A 22,032-nucleotide genomic window follows, 5' to 3' on the forward strand; every position below is an offset into this window, starting at 1 on the left:
AAATAACATTCATAAATAAACGTTAAAATAGAAAATTCAGAAAATTTCTTCTTTTCTCTTGAAAATTTTTTAAAAAATGGTATGATAGTAACAAGTTATTTTTAAGAGGAAAGAAAGGGGAACAATGGAGAAAATCAGTTTAGAATCTCCTAAGACGGGTTCGGACCTAGTTTTGGAAACACTTCGTGATTTAGGAATTGATACCATCTTTGGTTATCCTGGTGGTGCAGTCTTGCCTTTTTATGATGCGATATATAATTTTAAAGGTATTCACCACATTCTAGGACGCCATGAGCAAGGTTGTCTGCATGAAGCTGAAGGTTATGCTAAATCAACTGGAAAGTTGGGTGTTGCCGTCGTTACTAGCGGACCGGGAGCAACAAATGCCATTACAGGGATTGCGGATGCCATGAGCGATAGTGTTCCCCTTTTGGTCTTTACAGGTCAGGTAGGGCGAGCAGGGATTGGGAAGGATGCCTTTCAGGAGGCAGACATCGTGGGAATTACCATGCCAATCACTAAGTACAATTACCAAGTTCGTGAGACAGCTGATATTCCGCGTATCATCACGGAAGCTGTCCATATCGCGACTACAGGCCGTCCAGGGCCAGTCGTCATTGACCTACCTAAAGACGTATCTGCTTTAGAAACAGACTTCATTTATTCACCAGAAGTGAACCTACCAAGCTATCAGCCGACTCTTGAACCAAATGATATGCAAATCAAGAAAATCTTGAAGCAATTGTCCAAGGCTAAAAAGCCAGTCTTGTTAGCTGGTGGTGGAATTAGTTATGCTGAGGCTGCGGCAGAATTAAATGAATTTGCAGAACGCTATCAAATTCCAGTCGTAACAACTCTCTTAGGTCAAGGAACAATTGCAACGACTCACCCACTCTTCCTTGGAATGGGGGGGATGCACGGTTCTTTCGCAGCGAATATTGCCATGACAGAGACGGACTTTATGATTAGTATTGGCTCTCGTTTTGATGACCGTTTGACAGGAAATCCAAAGACTTTTGCTAAGAATTCTAAGGTTGCCCATATTGATATTGACCCAGCCGAGATTGGCAAGATTATCAGTGCAGATATTCCTGTAGTTGGAGATGCTAAGAAAGCCTTGCAAATGTTGCTAGCAGAACCGACAGTTCATAACAATACTGAGAAATGGATTGAGAAAGTTACTAAAGACAAGAACCGTGTTCGTTCTTATGATAAGAAAGAGCGTGTGGTTCAACCGCAAGCAGTTATTGAACGCATTGGTGAATTGACGAATGGAGATGCCATTGTGGTAACAGATGTTGGTCAACACCAAATGTGGACAGCCCAGTATTATCCCTACCAAAATGAACGTCAGTTAGTGACTTCAGGTGGTTTAGGAACCATGGGATTCGGAATTCCAGCAGCAATCGGGGCTAAAATTGCTAACCCAGATAAGGAAGTAGTCTTGTTTGTTGGGGATGGTGGTTTCCAAATGACCAACCAGGAGTTGGCTATTTTGAATATTTACAAAGTGCCAATCAAGGTGGTTATGCTGAACAATCATTCACTTGGAATGGTTCGCCAGTGGCAGGAATCCTTCTATGAAGGAAGAACATCAGAGTCGGTCTTTGATACCCTTCCTGATTTCCAATTGATGGCGCAGGCTTATGGTATTAAAAACTATAAGTTTGACAATCCTGAGACCTTGGCTCAAGACCTTGAAGTCATCACTGAGCATGTTCCTATGCTAATTGAGGTAGATATTTCTCGTAAGGAACAGGTGTTACCAATGGTACCGGCTGGTAAGAGTAATCATGAGATGTTGGGGGTGAAGTTCCATGCGTAGAATGTTAACAGCAAAACTACAAAATCGTTCAGGAGTCCTCAATCGCTTTACAGGTGTCTTATCTCGTCGTCAGGTTAATATTGAAAGCATCTCTGTTGGAGCAACAGAAGATCCGAATGTATCGCGTATCACCATTATTATTGATGTTGCTTCTCATGATGAAGTGGAGCAAATTATCAAGCAACTCAATCGTCAGATTGATGTGATTCGCATTCGTGATATTACAGACAAGCCTCATTTGGAGCGCGAGGTGATTTTGGTTAAGATGTCAGCGCCAGCTGAGAAGCGAGCTGAGATTCTAGCGATTATTCAACCTTTCCGTGCAACAGTGGTAGACGTAGCGCCAAGCTCGATTACCATTCAGATGACAGGAAATGCTGAAAAGAGTGAAGCTCTATTACGAGTCATTCGACCATACGGTATTCGCAATATTGCTCGAACGGGTGCAACTGGATTTACCCGTGACTAAAAATCCAACTTAAATTTGTTAAACCAGCCTAAAAGGCAATAAATGATAGAAAAGAGAGAAAAACTATGGCAGTTCAAATGGAATACGAAAAAGATGTTAAAGTAGCAGCACTTGACGGTAAAAAAATCGCCGTTATCGGTTATGGTTCACAAGGACATGCGCATGCTCAAAACTTGCGTGACTCAGGTCGCGATGTCATCATCGGTGTACGTCCAGGTAAATCTTTTGACAAAGCAAAAGAAGATGGATTTGACACTTACACAGTAGCAGAAGCAACTAAATTGGCTGATGTTATCATGATTTTGGCACCAGACGAAATCCAACAAGAATTGTACGAAGCGGAAATCGCTCCAAACTTGGAAGCTGGGAATGCAGTTGGATTTGCTCATGGTTTCAACATTCACTTCGAATTTATCAAAGTTCCTGCGGATGTAGATGTCTTTATGTGTGCTCCTAAAGGACCAGGGCACTTGGTACGCCGTACTTACGAAGAAGGATTTGGTGTACCAGCTCTTTACGCAGTATACCAAGATGCAACAGGAAATGCGAAAAACATTGCTATGGACTGGTGTAAAGGTGTTGGAGCAGCTCGTGTAGGTCTTCTTGAAACAACATACAAAGAAGAAACTGAAGAAGATTTGTTTGGTGAACAAGCTGTACTTTGTGGTGGTTTGACTGCCCTTATCGAAGCAGGTTTCGAAGTCTTGACAGAAGCAGGTTACGCTCCAGAATTGGCTTACTTTGAAGTTCTTCACGAAATGAAATTGATCGTTGACTTGATCTATGAAGGTGGATTCAAGAAAATGCGTCAATCTATTTCAAACACTGCTGAATACGGTGACTATGTATCAGGTCCACGTGTGATTACTGAGCAAGTTAAAGAAAATATGAAAGCTGTCTTGGCAGACATCCAAAATGGTAAATTTGCAAATGACTTTGTAAATGACTATAAAGCTGGACGTCCAAAATTGACTGCTTACCGTGAACAAGCAGCTAACCTTGAAATTGAAAAAGTTGGTGCAGAATTGCGTAAAGCAATGCCTTTCGTTGGTAAAAACGACGATGATGCATTCAAAATCTATAACTAATTAGAAAGCAAAGAATTTTGCTTAAAATAGTAGCTTCAGCTATTCGTGGGATATTAGATATACTTATTTAGGGGTTGAAATCATATGAATATTACCAATTTGTTTTCTATCAAGACAGGATGTGATGAAACTGATAGGCAACTGCAAAAATTATTTTTTCAGTTGGATTTACAATTGGGAGAATTGACAGATCAACTAAGAAAATTAGATTCTAATTTTGTTTCTCGTAGTCAATTTGTAGACACGCTGGATTTGAATGATGTAGAATATAAAGAAGTTTTAAACTATTTTATCTTCCATCGTAATGATAGTGAAGAAAGTTTGGCAGAATGGTTATATGATTGGATTTCCACAAATCGTTATGAACTTCCTAAAGAGTTTTCAATTCGTATGGCTCATAAATATCATGAAAGTGTTGCTGAAGTTTTTGGAGATGAATAACTAAAAAAACAGTCATTAGTGACTGTTTTTTATAGAAAAAGAGGTTTTATATGTTAAGTTCAAAAGATATTATCAAGGCTCATAAGGTCTTGAATGGTGTGGTTGTGAATACCCCACTGGATTACGACCATTATTTATCGGAGAAGTATGGTGCTAAGATTTATTTGAAAAAAGAAAATGCCCAGCGTGTTCGTTCCTTTAAAATTCGTGGTGCCTATTATGCTATTTCTCAGCTCAGCAAGGAAGAACGTGAGCGTGGGGTAGTCTGTGCTTCTGCGGGAAATCATGCGCAGGGAGTTGCCTATACTTGTAATGAGATGAAAATTCCTGCTACTATTTTTATGCCCATTACCACTCCGCAACAAAAGATTGGTCAGGTTCGCTTTTTTGGTGGGGATTTTGTAACCATTAAACTAGTTGGAGATACCTTTGATGCCTCAGCCAAAGCAGCTCAAGAATTTACAGTCTCTGAAAATCGTACCTTTATTGCTCCCTTTGATGATACTCATGTCCAAGCGGGTCAAGGAACAGTTGCTTATGAGATTTTAGAAGAAGCTCGAAAAGAATCGATTGACTTTGATGCTGTCTTGGTCCCTGTTGGTGGTGGCGGTCTCATTGCCGGGATTTCTACCTATATCAAGGAAACAAGTCCAGAAATTGAAGTCATTGGGGTAGAGGCTAATGGAGCGCGTTCCATGAAAGCTGCTTTTGAAGCTGGTGGACCTGTTAAACTCAAAGAAATTGACAAATTTGCGGATGGGATTGCTGTGCAAAAGGTAGGACAGTTGACCTATGAAGCAACGCGTCAACATGTTCAAACTTTGGTAGGTGTCGATGAGGGATTGATTTCTGAAACTTTGATTGACCTCTACTCTAAGCAAGGGATTGTTGCAGAACCTGCTGGAGCAGCTAGTATCGCCTCTTTAGAGGTTTTAGCTGAATATATCAAGGGGAAAACCATTTGTTGTATCATTTCTGGAGGGAATAATGATATCAACCGTATGCCAGAAATGGAAGAGCGTGCCTTGATTTATGATGGGATCAAACATTACTTTGTGGTCAATTTCCCACAGCGTCCAGGAGCTTTGCGTGAGTTTGTAAATGATATCTTGGGGCCAAATGATGATATCACCCGTTTTGAGTATATCAAGCGAGCTAGTAAGGGAACAGGTCCAGTATTGATTGGGATCGCTTTGGCAGATAAGCATGATTATGCAGGCTTAATTCGTCGAATGGAAGGTTTTGATCCAGCTTATATTAACTTAAATGGGAATGAAACGCTCTATAATATGCTTGTCTGAGGACTAATAAAAAAAATATCATATTATTTGCACAACTAATGTATAGGTGTTATAATGATAGTGAAGAAAGGGGGCGATTCCTATGGTTTTAGGAAGCTTATCGTGCTATTTCTACTACAACTCACTATAACACCTATTATTTTCGATTCTGTTTATATTAAGGCGGCAGAATTACTTACTATATATAAGGAAATTTTTTGAAATCCCCAATTGTATATATCCCTAATTTGAGATTTCTCTAAATATAATAGGAATCAAAAAAAATAATCAATGTTTGTGAGATGACTGCTAGGTGAGTTGGTCGAAAAACTCGTGAGATAGACAATAGTGCTAGACATGCAATAGCTAGTGATACTGATTTTAAATGACTAGCTGGAAAGTGGGTATGTAATCAGAAGATGCAAGATTGTACAAAGTAAGTAGTACCGGTTGTGAAATGGATAAGATATAGATAAGGACAGGAAAGGAACCAAAGAAGGAGAAAGAAAACGGAATGATTTAGAGATAGTGAGGAGTGAAAGACTATCTTTAGTGGGCTTGTTGATTTAAAAGGAATAGATAGAATGAAATAGTAAATCCTGTCTATCCTATTAAGAAACTGGTATTCAGCATACGTGAATATTTTTACAAATTTAAAGTTTAATAATGCAATTGTTTTTTAGGAGCATACTGATGGGTTATAGTAAGCGGAAAACTATATATTATCGGCTTTAAAAAGGAAGTAAGAAGATTCTGGGTCATTTATTTTATTGAATATATGTTTTTTTATTGACAAAAGTAGTAAAAACGTATACAATTAAGTATTGTAAAGAAGAAAATAGGAGAAAAACATGGCTAAGTCAAACTTTGAAAAAGTAGAATCAGTTGTTGGCTGGGTTCGTGATAAGAAAATCACAGGCTACCGTATCTCTAAGGAAACGAATGCGCGTGAAATGTCTATCATTGCTCTGGCGCAGGGTCGTGCAAAAGTAAAAAATATTTCATTTGAAACAGCCCTAGGCCTAATTGATTTCTATGAAAAAAATCATGAAAAATTTGAAGATTAATCTTTGGATAACGGCGGATTCTTGACCCTCAAGTAGTAGAGATAGAGAATCTGCCTTTTCATTTTGAGGACAGCAAAAAGACTGCACGGTTGAGGCAGCCTTTTCTTTTTATTTGAGATAGCGTTGAAGGAATTCTTTTGTACGGTCTTCTTTAGGATTGGTGAAGAGATCTTCTGGTTTGCCTTCTTCAGCAATCACACCCTTATCCATAAAGATAACACGGTGAGAGACATCACGGGCGAATTCCATTTCGTGGGTTACGACAATCATGGTCAAGCCTTCCTGAGCCAGATCTTGCATGATTTTGAGGACTTCTCCAACCATTTCTGGATCGAGAGCTGATGTTGGTTCATCAAAGAGAATAGCGTCCGGATTCATGGAGAGGGCACGAGCGATGGCCACACGTTGTTTTTGACCCCCTGAGAGTTGTCTTGGCTTCGCTTGCCAGTAGCGTTCTCCCATGCCGACTTTTTCTAGGTTTTCTTTGGCAGTCTTTTCAGCTTCTGTGCGTTCGCGTTTAAGGACAGTTGTCTGAGCGACAATTGTGTTTTCAAGCACGTTGAGATTTTCAAAGAGGTTAAAGGATTGGAACACCATCCCCAACTTTTCACGGTATTGCGTGAGGTCATAGCCTTTTTCGAGGACATTTTGTCCATGATAAAGGATTTGTCCATCAGTTGGTGTTTCAAGTAGGTTGATGGAGCGTAGGAAGGTCGATTTCCCGCTTCCAGAGCTTCCGATGATAGAGATTACCTCTCCCTTGTGGACAGTGAGTGAAATGTCTTTTAGCACTTCGTTTTGGCCATAGGATTTTTTGAGGTGTTTAATTTCAAGGATTGCTTGTGTCATTATTTAAAATCCTCCGTTTGTATTTGGTTAGCACCTGTAGTATAGGTATCCATGTCCATTCTGCGTTCGATGAAGCGTAGGATACGTGTTACGGTGAAGGTGAGGACAAAGTAAATCACGGCGATGATTGTAAATGTCTGGAAGTATTGATAGGTTTGAGTTGCCACGGTATTTCCTGAGAAATAAAGTTCGACAACAGAGATAACGTTCAATACAGATGTATCTTTGATATTGATGACAAATTCATTACCAGTTGCAGGTAGGATGTTACGGACAACCTGAGGCAGGACAATCTTACGCATGGTTTGGTTATGGGTCATACCAAGAGCAGTAGCAGCTTCAAATTGTCCCTTGTCAATTGCTAGGATACCACCACGGACGATTTCAGTCATGTAGGCACCAGTGTTAATCGAAACGATGAAGATAGCAGCCAGTGTGCGATCAAGGTTGATACCGAAAGCTTGGGCAGTTCCATAGTAGATAACCATCGATTGAACGATCATTGGCGTACCACGGAAAATTTCAATGTAGACATTGAGGATCCAGCCGACTAGTTTTTGTAGGCTATAAATGGCTTTATTTTCAGAGAGAGGAGCAGTACGGAAAACACCAATGGCAAGTCCAATAATGAGACCTGTGATAGTTCCGACGATAGAGATTAAAAGGGTGACACCCGCACCACGCAAGAGTTGTTGCCAGTTTTCAGAAAGAATTTTAGCGACTTGGCTGAAGAAACTACTGCTAGTCTCTTCAGTTGTTGTAGATTCGGCAGGTTGTTCCTTGATCATACGATCCATCAAGGCAACTTGGTCATCTTTTGAAATGGTTTCGATGCTGGCATTGATTTGGCTAATACGATTGTCATCTTTACGAAGTCCAATGGCGATAGCTGTATCTTCTTCCCCAGTTTTGAAACCTGGTTCTACTTGGACCATCTTGAACTTAGAGTTAGCAGCTTCAGCAGTCAGAGCTTCTGGGCGTTCAGAAACATAGGCATCGATGACACCAGCCTCAAGAGCTTGGCGCATTTGAGCGAAGTCTCCCATAGCTGTTTCTTTTTTAGCACCTAAGATTTGTGCAATCAAGTCGTAGAGGTAGACACCTTGTTGAGAAGTGATTTTCGCACCATTAAAGTCATCCAAAGATTTAGCATTTGCGTAGGCAGAATCTTTTTTGATAAGCAAAACTGGTTCGCTAGTGTAGTAACTGCTTGAAAAGGCAATTTCTTGTTTACGCTCGGCAGTAGGACTCATACCTGCGATAATCATGTCAATCTTACCAGAAGTAAGGGCAGGGACTAGACCTTCCCACTTGGTTTTAACAACCAAAGGTTCTTTACCTAAGTCCTTAGCGATTTTCTTGGCGATTTGAACATCGTATCCGTTGGCATACTGGTTGGTTCCATCGATTTTGACAGCTCCATTGCTATCATCATCCTGGGTCCAGTTAAAGGGGGCATATGCTGCTTCCATCCCGATGCGTAAATATTCATCGGCTTGAGCAACATTGACAAGTCCTAGCATCAGCAAGAGACTTGTGAAAATAGATAAGTATATTTTTCTCATGATTTCTCCTATTCTAATCTATTAAAAAATAACTGTCTCCTATTTTATCGAAAAATGCGTAATTTTTCAACATAAGTAAGCCTTTACTTACGAAAAAATGCTATAATGATAAGAAAGATAAAAAGGGGGCTTAGTTGATGAAAAAAACTTTTTTCTTACTGATGTTTGGCTTGTTTTGCCTTCTGCCACTTTCTGTTTTCGCCATTGATTTCAAGATAAACTCTTATCAAGGGGATTTGTATATTCATGCAGACAATACGGCAGAATTTAGACAAAAGATAGTTTATCAGTTTGAGGAGGACTTTAAGGGCCAAATCGTGGGACTTGGACGTGCTGGCAAGATGCCTAGTGGATTTGACATTGATCCTCATCCAAAGGTTCAGGCTGCGAAAAATGGTGCTGAACTAGCAGACGTTACGAGCGAAGTGACAGAAGAAGCGAATGGTTATACTGTGAGAGTCTATAATCCAGGCCAGGAAGGCGACACAGTTGAAGTTGAGCTTACATGGAACTTAAAAAATTTGCTTTTCCTATATGATGACATTGCTGAATTAAATTGGCAACCTTTAACAGATAGTTCAGGGGCTATTGGCAAGTTTGAATTTCATGTAAGGGGAGACAAGGGAGCTGAAAAACTCTTTTTCCATACAGGGAAACTTTTTAGAGAGGGAACGATTGAAAAGAGTAGCCTTGATTATACTATTCGTTTGGACAATCTTCCGGCTAAGCGTGGAGTTGAATTGCATGCCTATTGGCCTCGAACTGATTTTGCTAGCGCTAGGGATCAGGGATTGAAAGGAAATCATTTAGAAGAATTTAATAAGGTAGAAGACTCGATTGTTAAAGAAAAAGAGCAAAGTAAACAACTCCTTACTTGGGTCTTACCTTCGATACTTTCTATCTCCTTGTTATTGAGTGTCTGCTTCTATTTTATCTATAGAAGAAAGACCACTCCTTCAGTCAAATATGCCAAAAATCATCGTCTCTATGAACCACCAATGGAATTAGAGCCTATGGTTTTATCAGAGGCTGTCTACTCGACCTCCTTGGAGGAAGTGAGTCCCTTGGTCAAGGGGGCTGGCAAATTCACCTTTGACCAACTTATTCAAGCTACCTTGCTAGATGTGATAGACCGTGGAAATGTCTCTATCATTTCAGAAGGAGATGCAGTTGGTTTGAGGCTAGTAAAAGAAGATGGTTTGTCAAGCTTTGAGAAAGACTGTCTAAATCTGGCTTTTTCAGGCAAAAAAGAAGAAACTCTTTCCAATTTGTTTGCGGATTACAAGGTATCTGATAGTCTTTATCGTAGAGCAAAAGTCTCTGATGAAAAACGGATTCAAGCAAAGGGGCGTCAGCTTAAATCTTCTTTCGAAGCAGTATTAAAAGAGATGCAAGAAGGGGTCAGAGACAGGGTTTTCTTCTGGGGGCTCCCAGATTACTATCGTCCTTTAACTGGTGGGGAAAAGGCCTTGCAAGTGGGTATGGGACTCTCCACTATCTTGCCCCTATTTATTGGATTTGGTTTGTTCTTGTACAGTTTGGACGTTTATGGCTATCTTTACCTCCCCTTGCCAATACTTGGTTTTCTAGGTTTGGTTTTGGCTGTTTTCTATTATTGGAAGCTTCGATTAGATAATCGTGATGGTGTCCTAAATGAAGCAGGAGCAGAGGTCTACTATCTCTGGACCAGTTTTGAAAATATGTTGCGTGAGATTGCGCGATTGGATCAGGCTGAATTGGAAAGTATTGTGGTCTGGAATCGCCTCTTGGTCTATGCGACCTTATTTGGCTATGCGGACAAGGTCAGCCATTTGATGAAGGTTCATCAGATTCAAGTGGAAAATCCAGATATCAACCTCTATGTAGCTTATGGCTGGCACAGTATGTTTTATCATTCAAGCGCGCAAATGAGCCATTATGCCAGTGTCGCAAATACAGCAAGTACCTACTCTGTATCTTCTGGAAGTGGAAGTTCTGGCGGTGGTTTCTCTGGAGGCGGAGGTGGTGGAAGTATCGGTGCCTTTTAAAGAGAACTGCCATAGATTGAAAAATATGCTATAATGGAAGATAGAAAAAGGAGTAATCTATGTATCTTATTGAAATTTTAAAATCTATCTTCTTCGGGATTGTTGAAGGAATTACGGAATGGTTGCCGATTTCCAGTACAGGTCACTTGATTTTAGCAGAGGAATTTATCCAATACCAAAATCAAAACGAAGCCTTTATTTCCATGTTTAATGTCGTGATTCAGCTTGGTGCGATTTTGGCGGTCATGGTAATCTACTTTAACAAGCTCAATCCTTTCAAACCGACTAAGGACAAGCAGGAAGTTCGTAAGACTTGGAGACTATGGCTGAAGGTCTTGATTGCGACCTTGCCTTTACTTGCCGTCTTTAAGTTTGATGATTGGTTTGATACCCACTTCCATAACATGGTTTCTGTTGCTCTCATGTTGATTATCTATGGGATTGCCTTTATCTATTTGGAAAAACGTAATAAAGCGCGTGCTATCGAGCCAAGTGTGACAGAGTTGGACAAGCTTCCTTATACAACAGCTTTCTATATCGGACTCTTCCAAGTTCTTGCCCTTTTACCAGGGACAAGCCGTTCTGGAGCTACAATCGTCGGTGGTTTGTTAAATGGAACCAGTCGTTCAGTTGTGACAGAATTTACCTTCTATCTAGGGATTCCTGTTATGTTTGGAGCTAGTGCCTTAAAGATTTTCAAATTTTTGAAAGCAGGACAGCTCTTGAGCTTTGGACAATTGTTCTTGCTCTTGGTTGCGATGGGAGTCGCTTTTGCAGTCAGCATGGTGGCTATTCGCTTTTTGACAAGTTATGTGAAAAAACACGATTTTACCCTTTTTGGTAAATACCGCATCGTGCTTGGTAGTGTCTTGCTACTTTACAGTTTTGTCCGTTTATTTGTATAAGAAAAACCTTGAAGGGGCAGCTCTTCAAGGTTTTATACTCTTTGAAAATCTCTTCAGACCGCGTCAGCTCTATCTGCAACCTCAAAACAGTGTTTTGAGCAGCCTGCGGCTAGCTTCCTAGTTTGCTCTTTGATTTTCATTGAGTTTCAAAATCCAGTCACGGTAATCCCCAGCAGGCGGACACCTCTTTCTTTCTCGCTTAATTCTTCATAGAGTTGTAGGGCTATTTGGCTTATCTGGCTAGCATCCTGTGTTTTTTGAGCTAGACTTTTTCGTTTAGTGAGAGTTGAAAAGTCCTCGTAGCGGATTTTCAAAATGACAATTTTTCCAGATTTTTCTTGTTGACTGAGATTGAGAGCGACTCTTTCTGATAGAAGAGTCAGCTCTTTTTTGATATCTTCCTCGGCACGGAGAATCTTCCCATAGGTTTTCTCCTTCCCGATTGACTTACGGATGCGATTGGATTTGACTGGGGAATTGTGGATGCCACGAGCCTTTCGATAAAGGTCATAACCCAGTCTACCAAAACGATCTATTAGGGTCACTTCAGGGACTTCAAGTAGGTCAGCGCCAGTAAAAACGCCCATTTGATGAAGACGTTCTACAGTCTTTTTTCCTACTCCATGAAACTTGGAAATATCCATTTGTTTGAGGAAATCCTCAGCTTGGTCAGGTAGAATCACTGTCAAACCATGTGGTTTTTGATAATCACTGGCCATTTTAGCCAAGAATTTGTTGTAAGAAACGCCAGCAGAAGCAGTTAGATGGAGTTCTTGCCAGATATCCTCTTGAATGAGGCGAGCAATTTTGACCGCTGACTTGATCCCGAGTTTATTTTCTGTCACATCCAAATAGGCTTCGTCAATGCTCATGGGTTCTATTAAATCTGTATAGCGCTTAAAGATAGCTCGAATCTGGAGTCCCACAGCTTTGTATTTCTCATAATTCCCCGAGATGAAGACGGCCTGGGGACAACGCTCATAGGCTTCCTTAGAGCTCATGGCTGAATGGATACCAAAAGCTCGTGCCTCATAGCTACAGGTAGAAACGACTCCCCGCCCACCTGTTTGCCGAGGGTCACTGCCGATAATGACAGGTTTTCCTCTGAGTTTAGGATTATCTCTGATTTCCACCGCAGCAAAAAAGGCATCCATGTCAATATGGATGATTTTTCTTGACAAATCATTTAACAAAGGAAAAATCAACATGCCTAGCCCCCTTTTTACCGCTTATTTTCTTTTATTATACCCTTTTTTCTGAAAAAAAGAAAAAAGGACTTTATTTTTTCAAAAATATAATACAGTTTGAAATAAAATATAGACTGTTTTAGAAAAGAAAGTGTAAAAATAGGGATTTTCCACTTGTTGAAATCGGTTACTGTATGGTATACTTGTCTCATGAATGTAACAGATGGTTGTTACTAGAAAGAAAAAAGAGGACATTAACATGGTTGTTAAAACAGTTGTTGAAGCACAAGATATTTTTGACAAAGCTTGGGAAGGCTTCAAAGGCGTAGATTGGAAAGAAAAAGCAAGTGTATCACGCTTCGTACAAGCTAACTACACACCTTACGATGGAGACGAAAGCTTCCTTGCAGGACCAACAGAACGTTCACTTCACATCAAAAAAATTGTAGAAGAAACGAAGGCTCACTACGAAGAAACTCGTTTCCCAATGGACACTCGTCCAACATCTATCGCTGATATCCCAGCAGGATTTATCGATAAAGAAAATGAAGTTATCTTCGGTATCCAAAACGATGAACTCTTCAAATTGAACTTCATGCCAAAAGGTGGTATCCGTATGGCTGAAACAACTTTGAAAGAAAATGGATACGAACCAGATCCAGCTGTTCACGAAATCTTTACTAAATACGTAACAACAGTTAACGACGGTATCTTCCGTGCCTACACTTCAAACATTCGTCGCGCACGTCACGCACACACTGTAACTGGTCTTCCAGATGCATACTCACGCGGACGTATCATCGGTGTTTACGCACGTCTTGCTCTTTACGGTGCAGACTACTTGATGCAAGAAAAAGTAAACGACTGGAATGCAATCGAAGAAATTGATGAAGAAACAATCCGTCTTCGTGAAGAAATCAACCTTCAATACCAAGCATTGCAACAAGTTGTTCGCTTGGGTGACCTTTACGGAGTTGATGTTCGCAAACCAGCGATGAACGTTAAAGAAGCGATCCAATGGGTTAACATCGCCTTCATGTCTGTCTGCCGTGTTATCAACGGTGCTGCTACATCTCTAGGACGTGTACCAATCGTTTTGGACATCTTTGCAGAACGTGACCTTGCTCGTGGTACATTTACTGAATCAGAAATCCAAGAATTCGTTGATGATTTCGTTATGAAACTTCGTACAGTTAAATTTGCTCGGACAAAAGCTTACGACCAATTGTACTCAGGTGACCCAACTTTCATCACAACTTCTATGGCTGGTATGGGTAACGACGGTCGTCACCGTGTTACTAAGATGGACTACCGTTTCTTGAACACTCTTGACAACATCGGTAACTCTCCAGAACCAAACTTGACAGTTCTTTGGACTGATAAATTGCCATACAACTTCCGCCGCTACTGTATGCACATGAGCCACAAACACTCTTCTATCCAATACGAAGGTGTAACAACAATGGCTAAAGACGGATATGGTGAAATGAGTTGTATCTCATGCTGTGTGTCTCCACTTGACCCAGAAAATGAAGAACAACGCCACAACATCCAGTACTTCGGTGCGCGTGTAAACGTATTGAAAGCCCTTCTTACTGGTTTGAACGGTGGTTACGACGATGTTCACAAAGACTACAAAGTATTTGACATCGAACCAATCCGTGACGAAGTTCTTGAATTTGAATCAGTTAAAGCTAACTTTGAAAAATCTCTTGACTGGTTGACTGACACTTACGTAGATGCCTTGAACATCATTCACTACATGACTGATAAATACAACTACGAAGCTGTTCAAATGGCCTTCTTGCCAACTAAACAACGTGCCAACATGGGATTCGGTATCTGTGGATTTGCCAACACTGTTGACACATTGTCAGCTATTAAGTACGCTACAGTTAAACCAATCCGTGACGAAAATGGCTATATCTACGATTACGAAACAATCGGTGAATACCCACGTTGGGGTGAAGATGACCCACGTTCAAACGAATTGGCAGAATGGTTGATCGAAGCTTACACTACTCGTCTACGTAGCCACAAACTTTACAAAGACGCAGAAGCTACTGTATCACTTTTGACAATCACATCTAACGTTGCTTACTCTAAACAAACTGGTAACTCACCAGTCCACAAAGGTGTATACCTCAACGAAGATGGTTCTGTGAACTTGTCTAAACTTGAATTCTTCTCACCAGGTGCTAACCCATCTAACAAAGCTAAAGGTGGATGGTTGCAAAACTTGAATTCACTTTCTAGCCTTGACTTTAGTTATGCAGCTGATGGTATCTCATTGACTACACAAGTATCACCTCGCGCTCTTGGTAAGACTCGTGACGAACAAGTTGATAACTTGGTAACAATCCTTGATGGTTACTTCGAAAACGGTGGACAACACGTTAACTTGAACGTTATGGACTTGAACGATGTTTACGAAAAGATTATGTCAGGTGAAGACGTTATCGTACGTATCTCTGGATACTGTGTAAACACTAAATACCTCACTCCAGAACAAAAAACTGAATTGACACAACGTGTCTTCCACGAAGTTCTTTCAATGGATGATGCCTTGGATGCATTGAGCTAATCAAGTTCTTGAATAATGAAAAGGAACCCTCGGTCAGTCGACTGAGGGTTTTGTGCTTGGGGATAGTGTGAGCAATTCCTTCGGCGCAATATGCAATGTTTTTGGAAAGGAATAGTGGACCGAATCTGAAATAGCCCGCTGAAACGTTTCAAACAGTGCTAGAAATTGACTGGAATTCAAAGATACTTGTTGAGTTGGGGGGATTTGAAAATAATCCTCAATGAAAATCAAAGAGCAAACTAGGAAGCTATCCTCAGGTTGCTCAAAACACTGTTTTGAGGTTGCAGATAGATCTGACGCAGTTTGAAGAGATTTTCATTGAGGATAAGTCAGGTACTGAAATGTCTGATCGGGATTTAAAGATATAATCCCGACTTTATCACTTAAAAAATACAAAAGGGCAGCTACCCCCTTGCGCCACAAGGGATTTCGCTGTTCTTTAATCTCGTTTAGGTGTTGTATATGGAGCTTTGGCGTAATTTTTGAGTTCTTCAAACTTCACGAACCCTTTGTTCCATTCCATGCCCAATAATCTATTTAGTAGCTGCATATCTGGACTTTCTTGTAGTCTATAGTAATTATCTTGTAACCTAGTTGCTTTGGCACTGTTGAGAGCATTAGCGATTCTCCTTGGACTCATCTTCCAATTAATTTGATGTTGGAGGAGTCGAAGATGAATTAAAGCGATAAAACAAGTCAAAAAATGTGCCTGTATATGATTTTCTGTCCATACATAAACAGGTCTACTTTCAAGCTCTGTCTTCGTGATGCGGAAGCAATCCTCAATCTTAGCTAACTCTTTATAAGCCTCCAACATCTCTTCATCTGTCATTCCAACTTCACTTGTTACAAGAACATTCACACCATCAAACTGAGCATCAAAATCAACCTGCTCATGGTCAATGGTAACAAGTGGGGAAAAAGGCTTTAGTTCCCCTGTTTTTTCATCCAGATAGTGGAGGTCTAGATATTTCTTGCCTCCTTTTTTACTGGTCTGTCGAAAGAGTTCCGCATTGGTTAGTTGGCTGGCATATTCTAAAGCACCTTCCCGACGAATCCGTTCTCGATCAGCGTATTTCTTAGACCAAGTAATCAGAACTTTCTCTTTGACAAGTGGAGAATCCTTCTTCGTTCCCAGCTTGCGTTCACGTAGATAGGACTTCTTTGCGAAGGTCAACTCCTTATTAAATTGCCAATCGTTTGGATTTAGAATTTGTGTTTGTAGCTCCTTTGAGGCGCCACGCCGTCCACGATGCTTCTGGGAGAAGAGCCATCCATCTTTTTGATGAATCATCTCAGAAATATTGTAAGAGCTATTCATAGCCTTATCGGCCACCACCACAATACGCTCAATTCCAAACTGTTTTTTAACTTCCTCAACAGCTGGAAGATAGGTAATAGGATCTGTTTGATTTCCTCTAAATAACTTATAACTGATGGGAATTCCATTCGTATCCATAAATAATCCTAATTGGACAATGGGTTTGGGACGATGTTCCTTACTAGGACCTCGCCTTCTTAGTCCTTCTTTTAGAATTTCACCATCAACTGAAACAACCGTCTCATCGGGGATATCTGTTTCAAAGTAGTAGTTCGTTACATCGTAGAAAACTAAACGTGCTTCACGCTTGGTCATGCGACTCACTTCTTTATGAAGATGAAGCAGAAGTTTTTCTTTCAAGGTATCCAACTTATCTAACGAACGATAAATAGCGTTGAGGCTTATTTCCCAATGACCAAATAAGTTTACTTGAGAAGCATAAGTAGATAACTTACTATCTGGATTGAGGACTCTCTGAAAAACTAATAGTTTTAAAACTTGAGCCAAATCGTACTCTGATTTCGATTTCACTGTCTTTAGAAACTCGGTTAGTTTTAACTCTTCAAACAGGTTATCCAAGACCATCCAACCATAGGACTGATCCACCTCATTCATAGGAGCCAGTAGGTCATAGCTTACTTGAAAGAATTGAGGTTCTGTTAGTAGACCTTCCTTTGCCTCACGTTTCAAACGTTCTAAGATATCAGGTTCCTCTACCTCTAGTTCATCTAAGAGACCATATTTTTTCAAAATACGCTGTCTGACTTTTCCATCTTTTCGATATCCCTCCACAAGATAGACATGAGTACGCCCTTCTTTGTTGGTTGTTGTTTTAATAAATGTCATACTCTATTATAGCATACATAATTATATACAACAAACAAAAAAGTTGAAAAATAGTCGGAAAATCCAGATGTACCAAGGGATTAAGTAAGGTCGGCGGAGAATTAAGTGATAAAGTCGGGCAGATAGATCTGACGCAGTTTGAAGAGATTTTCATTGAGGATAAGTCAGGTACTGAAATGTCTGATCGGGATTTAAAGATATAATAAAATGAAATAAGAATAGGACAAATCAATCGGGACAGTCAAATCGATTTCTAACAATGTTTTAGAAGTCCAGATGTACTATTCTAGTTTCAATCTACCATACTTGAGAATTTTATGCTGGGTATCCTTATCAATCACCGTTTGATTCACATGGAGAGTCAAAACACGGTGGGGAGATAGAATGGACAAAATTTGATTTTTGGCAATTTTTGAAAGGATGAGGCCTCGAATAATCTTGAGTCCACCTGCAGTTGATCCAGCAGAGCCACCGATTGCCATGAGGAAAAGGAGGATAAACTGGGAGAAGAGGGGCCAGTTGGTAATATCTCCATATCCAAAACCAGTTGTTGTAATGATGTTGGAAACCTGGAAGAAGGCCATTTCAAAGCTCTTTGAAAACCCTGGGTAGAGGTAGAGGGTGTTGAGGCTAATCAAGCCTGTAGAAACCAGTACAATGACCAAGTAAGCCCGAAGTTCTTCGTCACCAAAGAAGGCCTTGATGCGACGGAGCATGAGGTAGTAGTAGAGGTTGAAATTTACCCCAAAAACCAGAACTCCGATACTGACCAGATAGGTAATCAGTGAGCTGCCATAGTGGGCAATTCCGTCGTTATAGACGGTAAAGCCTCCAGTTCCCGCTGTCCCCGTAGCAATGACAAAACTATCGTAGAGAGGCATGCCAGCTAGATAATAGATGATGACAAAGAGGGAGAAGAGAGCTAGATAAAGGAGATAGAGAATCTGGGCAGTGTTTTTTAGTTTGGATACAACCTTGCCAAAAACAGGACCTGGAACCTCAGCCTTCATCACCTCTAGGTGGCTATTTTTGGCATTGTCCATAATAGCAAGTGCAAAAACAAGCACTCCCATCCCTCCAATCAAGTGGGTAAAACTTCGCCAGAAGAGGAGGGAACGGCTGAGGACCGAAACGTCGTTCAAAATAGTTGCTCCAGTAGTTGTAAAGCCAGAACTAATTTCAAAAAAGGCATCAATAACGCTAGGGATTTGCCCAGAAAAGACAAAGGGGAGACCACCAAAGAAGGACCAAAGGATTCAACAGAGGGCCACAATCAAGATTCCCTCCTTGGCATAAATCCGTTGATTTTTTGGCTTTTGTAAAATTCCTGAGCCACCTAGTAATACCAGAATTCCAATCGTTGTAAAGAGGGCTGTAAAGACTTGGCTCGATTCACGGTAATAGAGAGCGACAGCTACAGGAACCAAAAGGAGAACCGCTTCAATCAAAAGTAACTTTGAAAGGAGGTAGCGAATCATACTTTTATTCATTTCTTACCTCGCGATCAAGTCATAAATCTTAGTGATATTCGGCAACAAGGTTGTTACTAGGAGCTTGTCTCCAACTTCCAACATATCCTCCCCAGTTGGGAAAATCGTTTTGCCCTTTCGAATGATAGCTGCAATAAGAACCCCTTTTTTCAATTTCAGTTGAGAAAGAGGTTTGGCAGTCATTTTATTGGCTTCCTTGATATGGAATTGCAGGGTTTCGATTTGGCCATTGGCTAGATGGTGCATGGCTTGAAGGTCTGAATACTGGGCATTAACCCGACCACGAATAAAGTGCATAATCGTGTCTACGGCAATACTTTTAGGTGTGATGATACTTGAAAAATCAGGCGCATTGATAATTTCGAGGAGACTGGTACGATTGACCTTGGTAATATTTTTCTGTACACCTACCCTGTCCAGGAACATAGAGGTAATCAGATTTTCCTCATCGACCCCTGTTAGAGTCGCAACGGCATCATAGTTTTGAGCACTTTCTTCCAGCAGGATATCTTGTGCGGTACCATCTCCTTGAACGATGTAGAGGTTTGGGAATTTCTCGCTAAAGAAGCTAGCGATTTCAGGATTGATTTCAATAATCTTAGTATCAATACGACTATCTTTGAGGATACCTAGTAGATAATAGGCAATTCTACCAGCTCCAACAATAAGAAGACCCTTCACGGCACGAGACTTGAAATAATTATGGAAGAGCATCATATCAACACGGTTACCAGTGACAAAGATTCTATCTTTATCCTGTACAGTCATGTTACCGCTTGGAATGATAATTTGATGATCTCTTTCTATCGCACGACAATGACATTGCCAAATTTTTTTCCGAAAATCAGAAATGGGCATTTGGCAAAGACTACTGGAGGATTTAACAGTGAATTCCATCAAGCTGACCCGTCCACCAAAGAAACGTTCGACAGATAGAGCGTTGGGGAAGTCAATGATGTTGGCGATAGCGCGGGCAGCCAAGAGCTCAGGGTTAACGATAAGAGAAAAACCGAGAATATTCTTTTCTTTGAAATAGGAGTTAGAATATTCAGGGTTCCGCACCCGAACGATGGTCTCTTTAGCTCCCATTTTTTTGGCTAGAACAGCTGCAATCATGTTGACTTCATCGTACTCAGTCAGGGTGATAAAGATATCACAATCTTGGACGCTGGCTTGCTCAAGAATGGCAAAATCGACCCCGTTACCAAGGATACCCATGATATCAAAGCGACTGACAATATGATTGAGAACAGCTTCGTCTTGCTCAATCAGCAAAACATCATGCTTTTCTGCAACCAAGGAGCGACAGAGGGCAAAACTAACTTTTCCCCCTCCGACAAGGATAATTTTCATAATAAAACCTACTTTTTCATGATGTAACTATCATATCCTTTTTCAAAAAAAATGCACCTACTAGCCAATAAGGGAGAACTTTTAGCGGAAATCTGCTATAAGGTAAAACTATACCCTAAGCAATTGAAATAGCTATTAGCGACTTTCTCTGAAATATGGTATGATAAAGGATATACAAGGAGATAAAATGAATAATAATTTACTGGTATTACAATCAGACTTTGGTCTGGTTGATGGTGCGGTATCGGCTATGATTGGAGTGGCTTTAGAAGAGTCTCCAACCTTAAAAATTCATCACTTGACGCACGATATCACACCTTATAATATTTTTGAGGGTAGTTACCGTCTCTTTCAGACGGTGGATTACTGGCCTGAGGGAACGACTTTTGTATCGGTTGTCGATCCAGGTGTCGGCTCGAAACGTAAGAGTGTGGTTGCCAAGACTGCAAACAATCAATACATTGTCACGCCAGATAATGGGACTCTTTCTTTTATCAAGAAACACGTTGGTATTGTAGCCGTTCGTGAAATTTCTGAGGTAGCTAATAGGCGTCAAAACACAGAGCATTCTTATACTTTCCACGGTCGTGATGTCTATGCCTATACTGGTGCTAAACTGGCCAGTGGTCACATTTCTTTTGAGGAAGTGGGGCCAGAGCTCAGTGTGGATCAGATTGTGGAACTTCCAGTCGTAGAGACCATTAGTGAAGATCATCTGGTGAAGGGAGCCATTGATATTCTGGATGTGCGTTTTGGTTCGCTTTGGACCTCTATTACGCGAGAAGAATTTTACAAACTGGAACCAGAATTTGGTGACCGTTTTGAAGTGACCATCTATCACGCTGATATGCTGGTCTATCAAAATCAGGTTGTTTATGGCAAATCATTTGCAGATGTGAGAATTGGGCAACCCATCCTTTACATCAACTCTCTCTATCGTTTAGGTCTGGCTATCAACCAAGGTTCCTTTGCCAAGGCCTATAATGTAGGTGTCGGTTCATCTTGGACCATTGAAATAAAGAAAATAGAATCATAAAATAGGAGAATATAGATGAAAAATCAATCAATTAAACAAGTTGTTGCTGTAGGAATTGGCGCTGCCCTCTTTGTCGTCATCGGGATGATCAACATTCCGACCCCTGTTCCAAATACAAGCATCCAGCTTCAGTATGCGGTACAAGCGCTACTTTCTATTATTTTTGGACCGATTATCGGTTTGCTTGTCGGGTTGATTGGTCATGCAATCAAGGACTCTCTTGCTGGTTACGGTCTGTGGTGGACTTGGATTATCGCTAGTGGGCTCTTTGGTCTAGCTGTGGGGCTATTTAGAAAGTACGTTCGCGTGATCAATGGTGTCTTTGACTGGAAAGATATTCTTATTTTTAACCTCATTCAACTACTTGCAAATGCCCTTGTTTGGGGTGTCTTGGCACCACTTGGAGATGTTGTGATTTATCAAGAAGCTGCAGAAAAAGTATTTGCCCAAGGAATTGTTGCGGGAATTGCTAATGGTGTATCTGTAGCTATTGCAGGAACTCTTCTCTTGCTTGCCTATGCAGGAACTCAAACTCGTGCAGGAAGTTTGAAAAAGGACTAAAATGATGGAGAAGGCTGGGCAACCAGTCTTTTTCGATGTTTATAGATTAGTTAGGCAAGTAAGCTAGGATAGGAATCTTTTTGGCGCTAAGTTTTTAATAGAAGAGTCTGCAAGAAGGGGTAGATTTATGATAAAATA

At 40.6% G+C, this 22,032-nt stretch carries 17 protein-coding genes and 1 pseudogene; 11 read left to right on the plus strand and 7 right to left on the minus strand.

Going from position 1 to position 22,032, the window contains the following annotated elements; genetic code table 11:
* Positions 1–124 precede the first annotated feature (124 nt).
* The 6 genes from SPPN_RS02730 (at position 125) to SPPN_RS02755 (ending at position 6,170) form a co-directional block, all read left to right on the plus strand.
* On the plus strand, positions 125–1,825 hold the full coding sequence (locus SPPN_RS02730; RefSeq protein ID WP_000411733.1) for an acetolactate synthase large subunit: 1,701 nt from the start codon (positions 125–127) through the stop codon (positions 1,823–1,825).
* Positions 1,818–2,294, plus strand: a complete 477-nt coding sequence (gene ilvN, locus SPPN_RS02735) for an acetolactate synthase small subunit (protein WP_001253803.1) — start codon at positions 1,818–1,820, stop codon at positions 2,292–2,294. Before SPPN_RS02730 ends, ilvN begins: the two co-directional genes overlap by 8 nt.
* Before the next feature lie 65 nt (positions 2,295–2,359).
* Complete coding sequence (gene ilvC / locus SPPN_RS02740) at positions 2,360–3,382, plus strand: ketol-acid reductoisomerase (RefSeq protein WP_000290683.1); 1,023 nt, start codon at positions 2,360–2,362, stop codon at positions 3,380–3,382.
* A gap of 84 nt (positions 3,383–3,466) precedes the next feature.
* On the plus strand, positions 3,467–3,823 hold the full coding sequence (locus SPPN_RS02745) for a hypothetical protein (protein ID WP_001027903.1): 357 nt from the start codon (positions 3,467–3,469) through the stop codon (positions 3,821–3,823).
* A 50-nt stretch (positions 3,824–3,873) separates the two neighbouring features.
* The gene (gene ilvA, locus SPPN_RS02750) at positions 3,874–5,124 is read left to right on the plus strand and encodes a threonine ammonia-lyase IlvA (protein WP_000952968.1); all 1,251 of its coding nucleotides are present in this window, start codon (positions 3,874–3,876) and stop codon (positions 5,122–5,124) included.
* 830 nt (positions 5,125–5,954) lie between these two features.
* Positions 5,955–6,170: a capsule biosynthesis transcriptional regulator gene (locus SPPN_RS02755; RefSeq protein WP_001130036.1), complete on the plus strand. Its 216-nt coding sequence runs from the start codon at positions 5,955–5,957 to the stop codon at positions 6,168–6,170.
* Between the two features lie 108 nt (positions 6,171–6,278).
* Here the strand turns inward: SPPN_RS02755 and SPPN_RS02760 are convergent, their stop codons facing one another.
* Together SPPN_RS02760 and SPPN_RS02765 are read right to left on the minus strand one after the other, a co-directional pair.
* A complete protein-coding gene (locus SPPN_RS02760) occupies positions 6,279–7,019 on the minus strand; it encodes an amino acid ABC transporter ATP-binding protein (protein ID WP_000189488.1) in 741 nt (246 codons plus the stop codon).
* Positions 7,019–8,584 carry an ABC transporter substrate-binding protein/permease gene (locus tag SPPN_RS02765; protein ID WP_001227296.1) on the minus strand — a complete coding sequence of 522 codons (1,566 nt, stop codon included), beginning with the start codon at positions 8,582–8,584 and terminating at the stop codon, positions 7,019–7,021. The genes SPPN_RS02760 and SPPN_RS02765 overlap by 1 nt, the downstream gene beginning before the upstream one ends.
* 137 nt (positions 8,585–8,721) lie before the next feature.
* On the opposite strand from SPPN_RS02765, the gene SPPN_RS02770 reads away from it, so the two are divergent.
* On the plus strand, positions 8,722–10,611 hold the full coding sequence (locus SPPN_RS02770) for a DUF2207 domain-containing protein (protein ID WP_000750623.1): 1,890 nt from the start codon (positions 8,722–8,724) through the stop codon (positions 10,609–10,611).
* 59 nt (positions 10,612–10,670) lie between these two features.
* On the plus strand, positions 10,671–11,516 hold the full coding sequence (locus tag SPPN_RS02775) for an undecaprenyl-diphosphate phosphatase (protein ID WP_000280764.1): 846 nt from the start codon (positions 10,671–10,673) through the stop codon (positions 11,514–11,516).
* Positions 11,517–11,662: 146 nt separating this feature from the next.
* Here the strand turns inward: SPPN_RS02775 and dinB are convergent, their stop codons facing one another.
* The gene (gene dinB, locus SPPN_RS02780; protein WP_000904576.1) at positions 11,663–12,724 is read right to left on the minus strand and encodes a DNA polymerase IV; all 1,062 of its coding nucleotides are present in this window, start codon (positions 12,722–12,724) and stop codon (positions 11,663–11,665) included.
* A gap of 238 nt (positions 12,725–12,962) precedes the next feature.
* On the opposite strand from dinB, the gene pflB reads away from it, so the two are divergent.
* Complete coding sequence (pflB, locus tag SPPN_RS02785) at positions 12,963–15,287, plus strand: formate C-acetyltransferase (protein WP_000260631.1); 2,325 nt, start codon at positions 12,963–12,965, stop codon at positions 15,285–15,287.
* Positions 15,288–15,726: 439 nt separating this feature from the next.
* Here the strand turns inward: pflB and SPPN_RS02790 are convergent, their stop codons facing one another.
* The 4 genes and pseudogenes from SPPN_RS02790 to trkA form a co-directional block, all read right to left on the minus strand.
* Entirely contained in the window at positions 15,727–17,454 is a 1,728-nt protein-coding gene (locus SPPN_RS02790; protein WP_000142808.1) for an IS1634 family transposase, read from the minus strand.
* A 302-nt stretch (positions 17,455–17,756) separates the two neighbouring features.
* Positions 17,757–18,710: pseudogene (locus SPPN_RS02795) on the minus strand (TrkH family potassium uptake protein); the annotation flags it as partial.
* Positions 18,711–18,944, minus strand: a complete 234-nt coding sequence (locus SPPN_RS13760) for a hypothetical protein (RefSeq protein WP_007285018.1) — start codon at positions 18,942–18,944, stop codon at positions 18,711–18,713.
* Positions 18,945–18,947: 3 nt separating this feature from the next.
* The gene (trkA, locus tag SPPN_RS02800) at positions 18,948–20,297 is read right to left on the minus strand and encodes a Trk system potassium transporter TrkA (protein WP_000691705.1); all 1,350 of its coding nucleotides are present in this window, start codon (positions 20,295–20,297) and stop codon (positions 18,948–18,950) included.
* A gap of 187 nt (positions 20,298–20,484) precedes the next feature.
* Between trkA and SPPN_RS02805 the strand changes: the two genes are divergently transcribed.
* Together SPPN_RS02805 and SPPN_RS02810 are read left to right on the plus strand one after the other, a co-directional pair.
* Positions 20,485–21,333: an SAM hydrolase/SAM-dependent halogenase family protein gene (locus SPPN_RS02805; protein ID WP_001063603.1), complete on the plus strand. Its 849-nt coding sequence runs from the start codon at positions 20,485–20,487 to the stop codon at positions 21,331–21,333.
* Positions 21,334–21,348: 15 nt separating this feature from the next.
* Complete coding sequence (locus SPPN_RS02810) at positions 21,349–21,894, plus strand: ECF-type riboflavin transporter substrate-binding protein (RefSeq protein WP_000795930.1); 546 nt, start codon at positions 21,349–21,351, stop codon at positions 21,892–21,894.
* Positions 21,895–22,032 lie beyond the last annotated feature (138 nt).

It is taken from the genome of Streptococcus pseudopneumoniae IS7493 (genome assembly GCF_000221985.1).
GTDB classification, from domain to species: domain Bacteria; phylum Bacillota; class Bacilli; order Lactobacillales; family Streptococcaceae; genus Streptococcus; species Streptococcus pseudopneumoniae.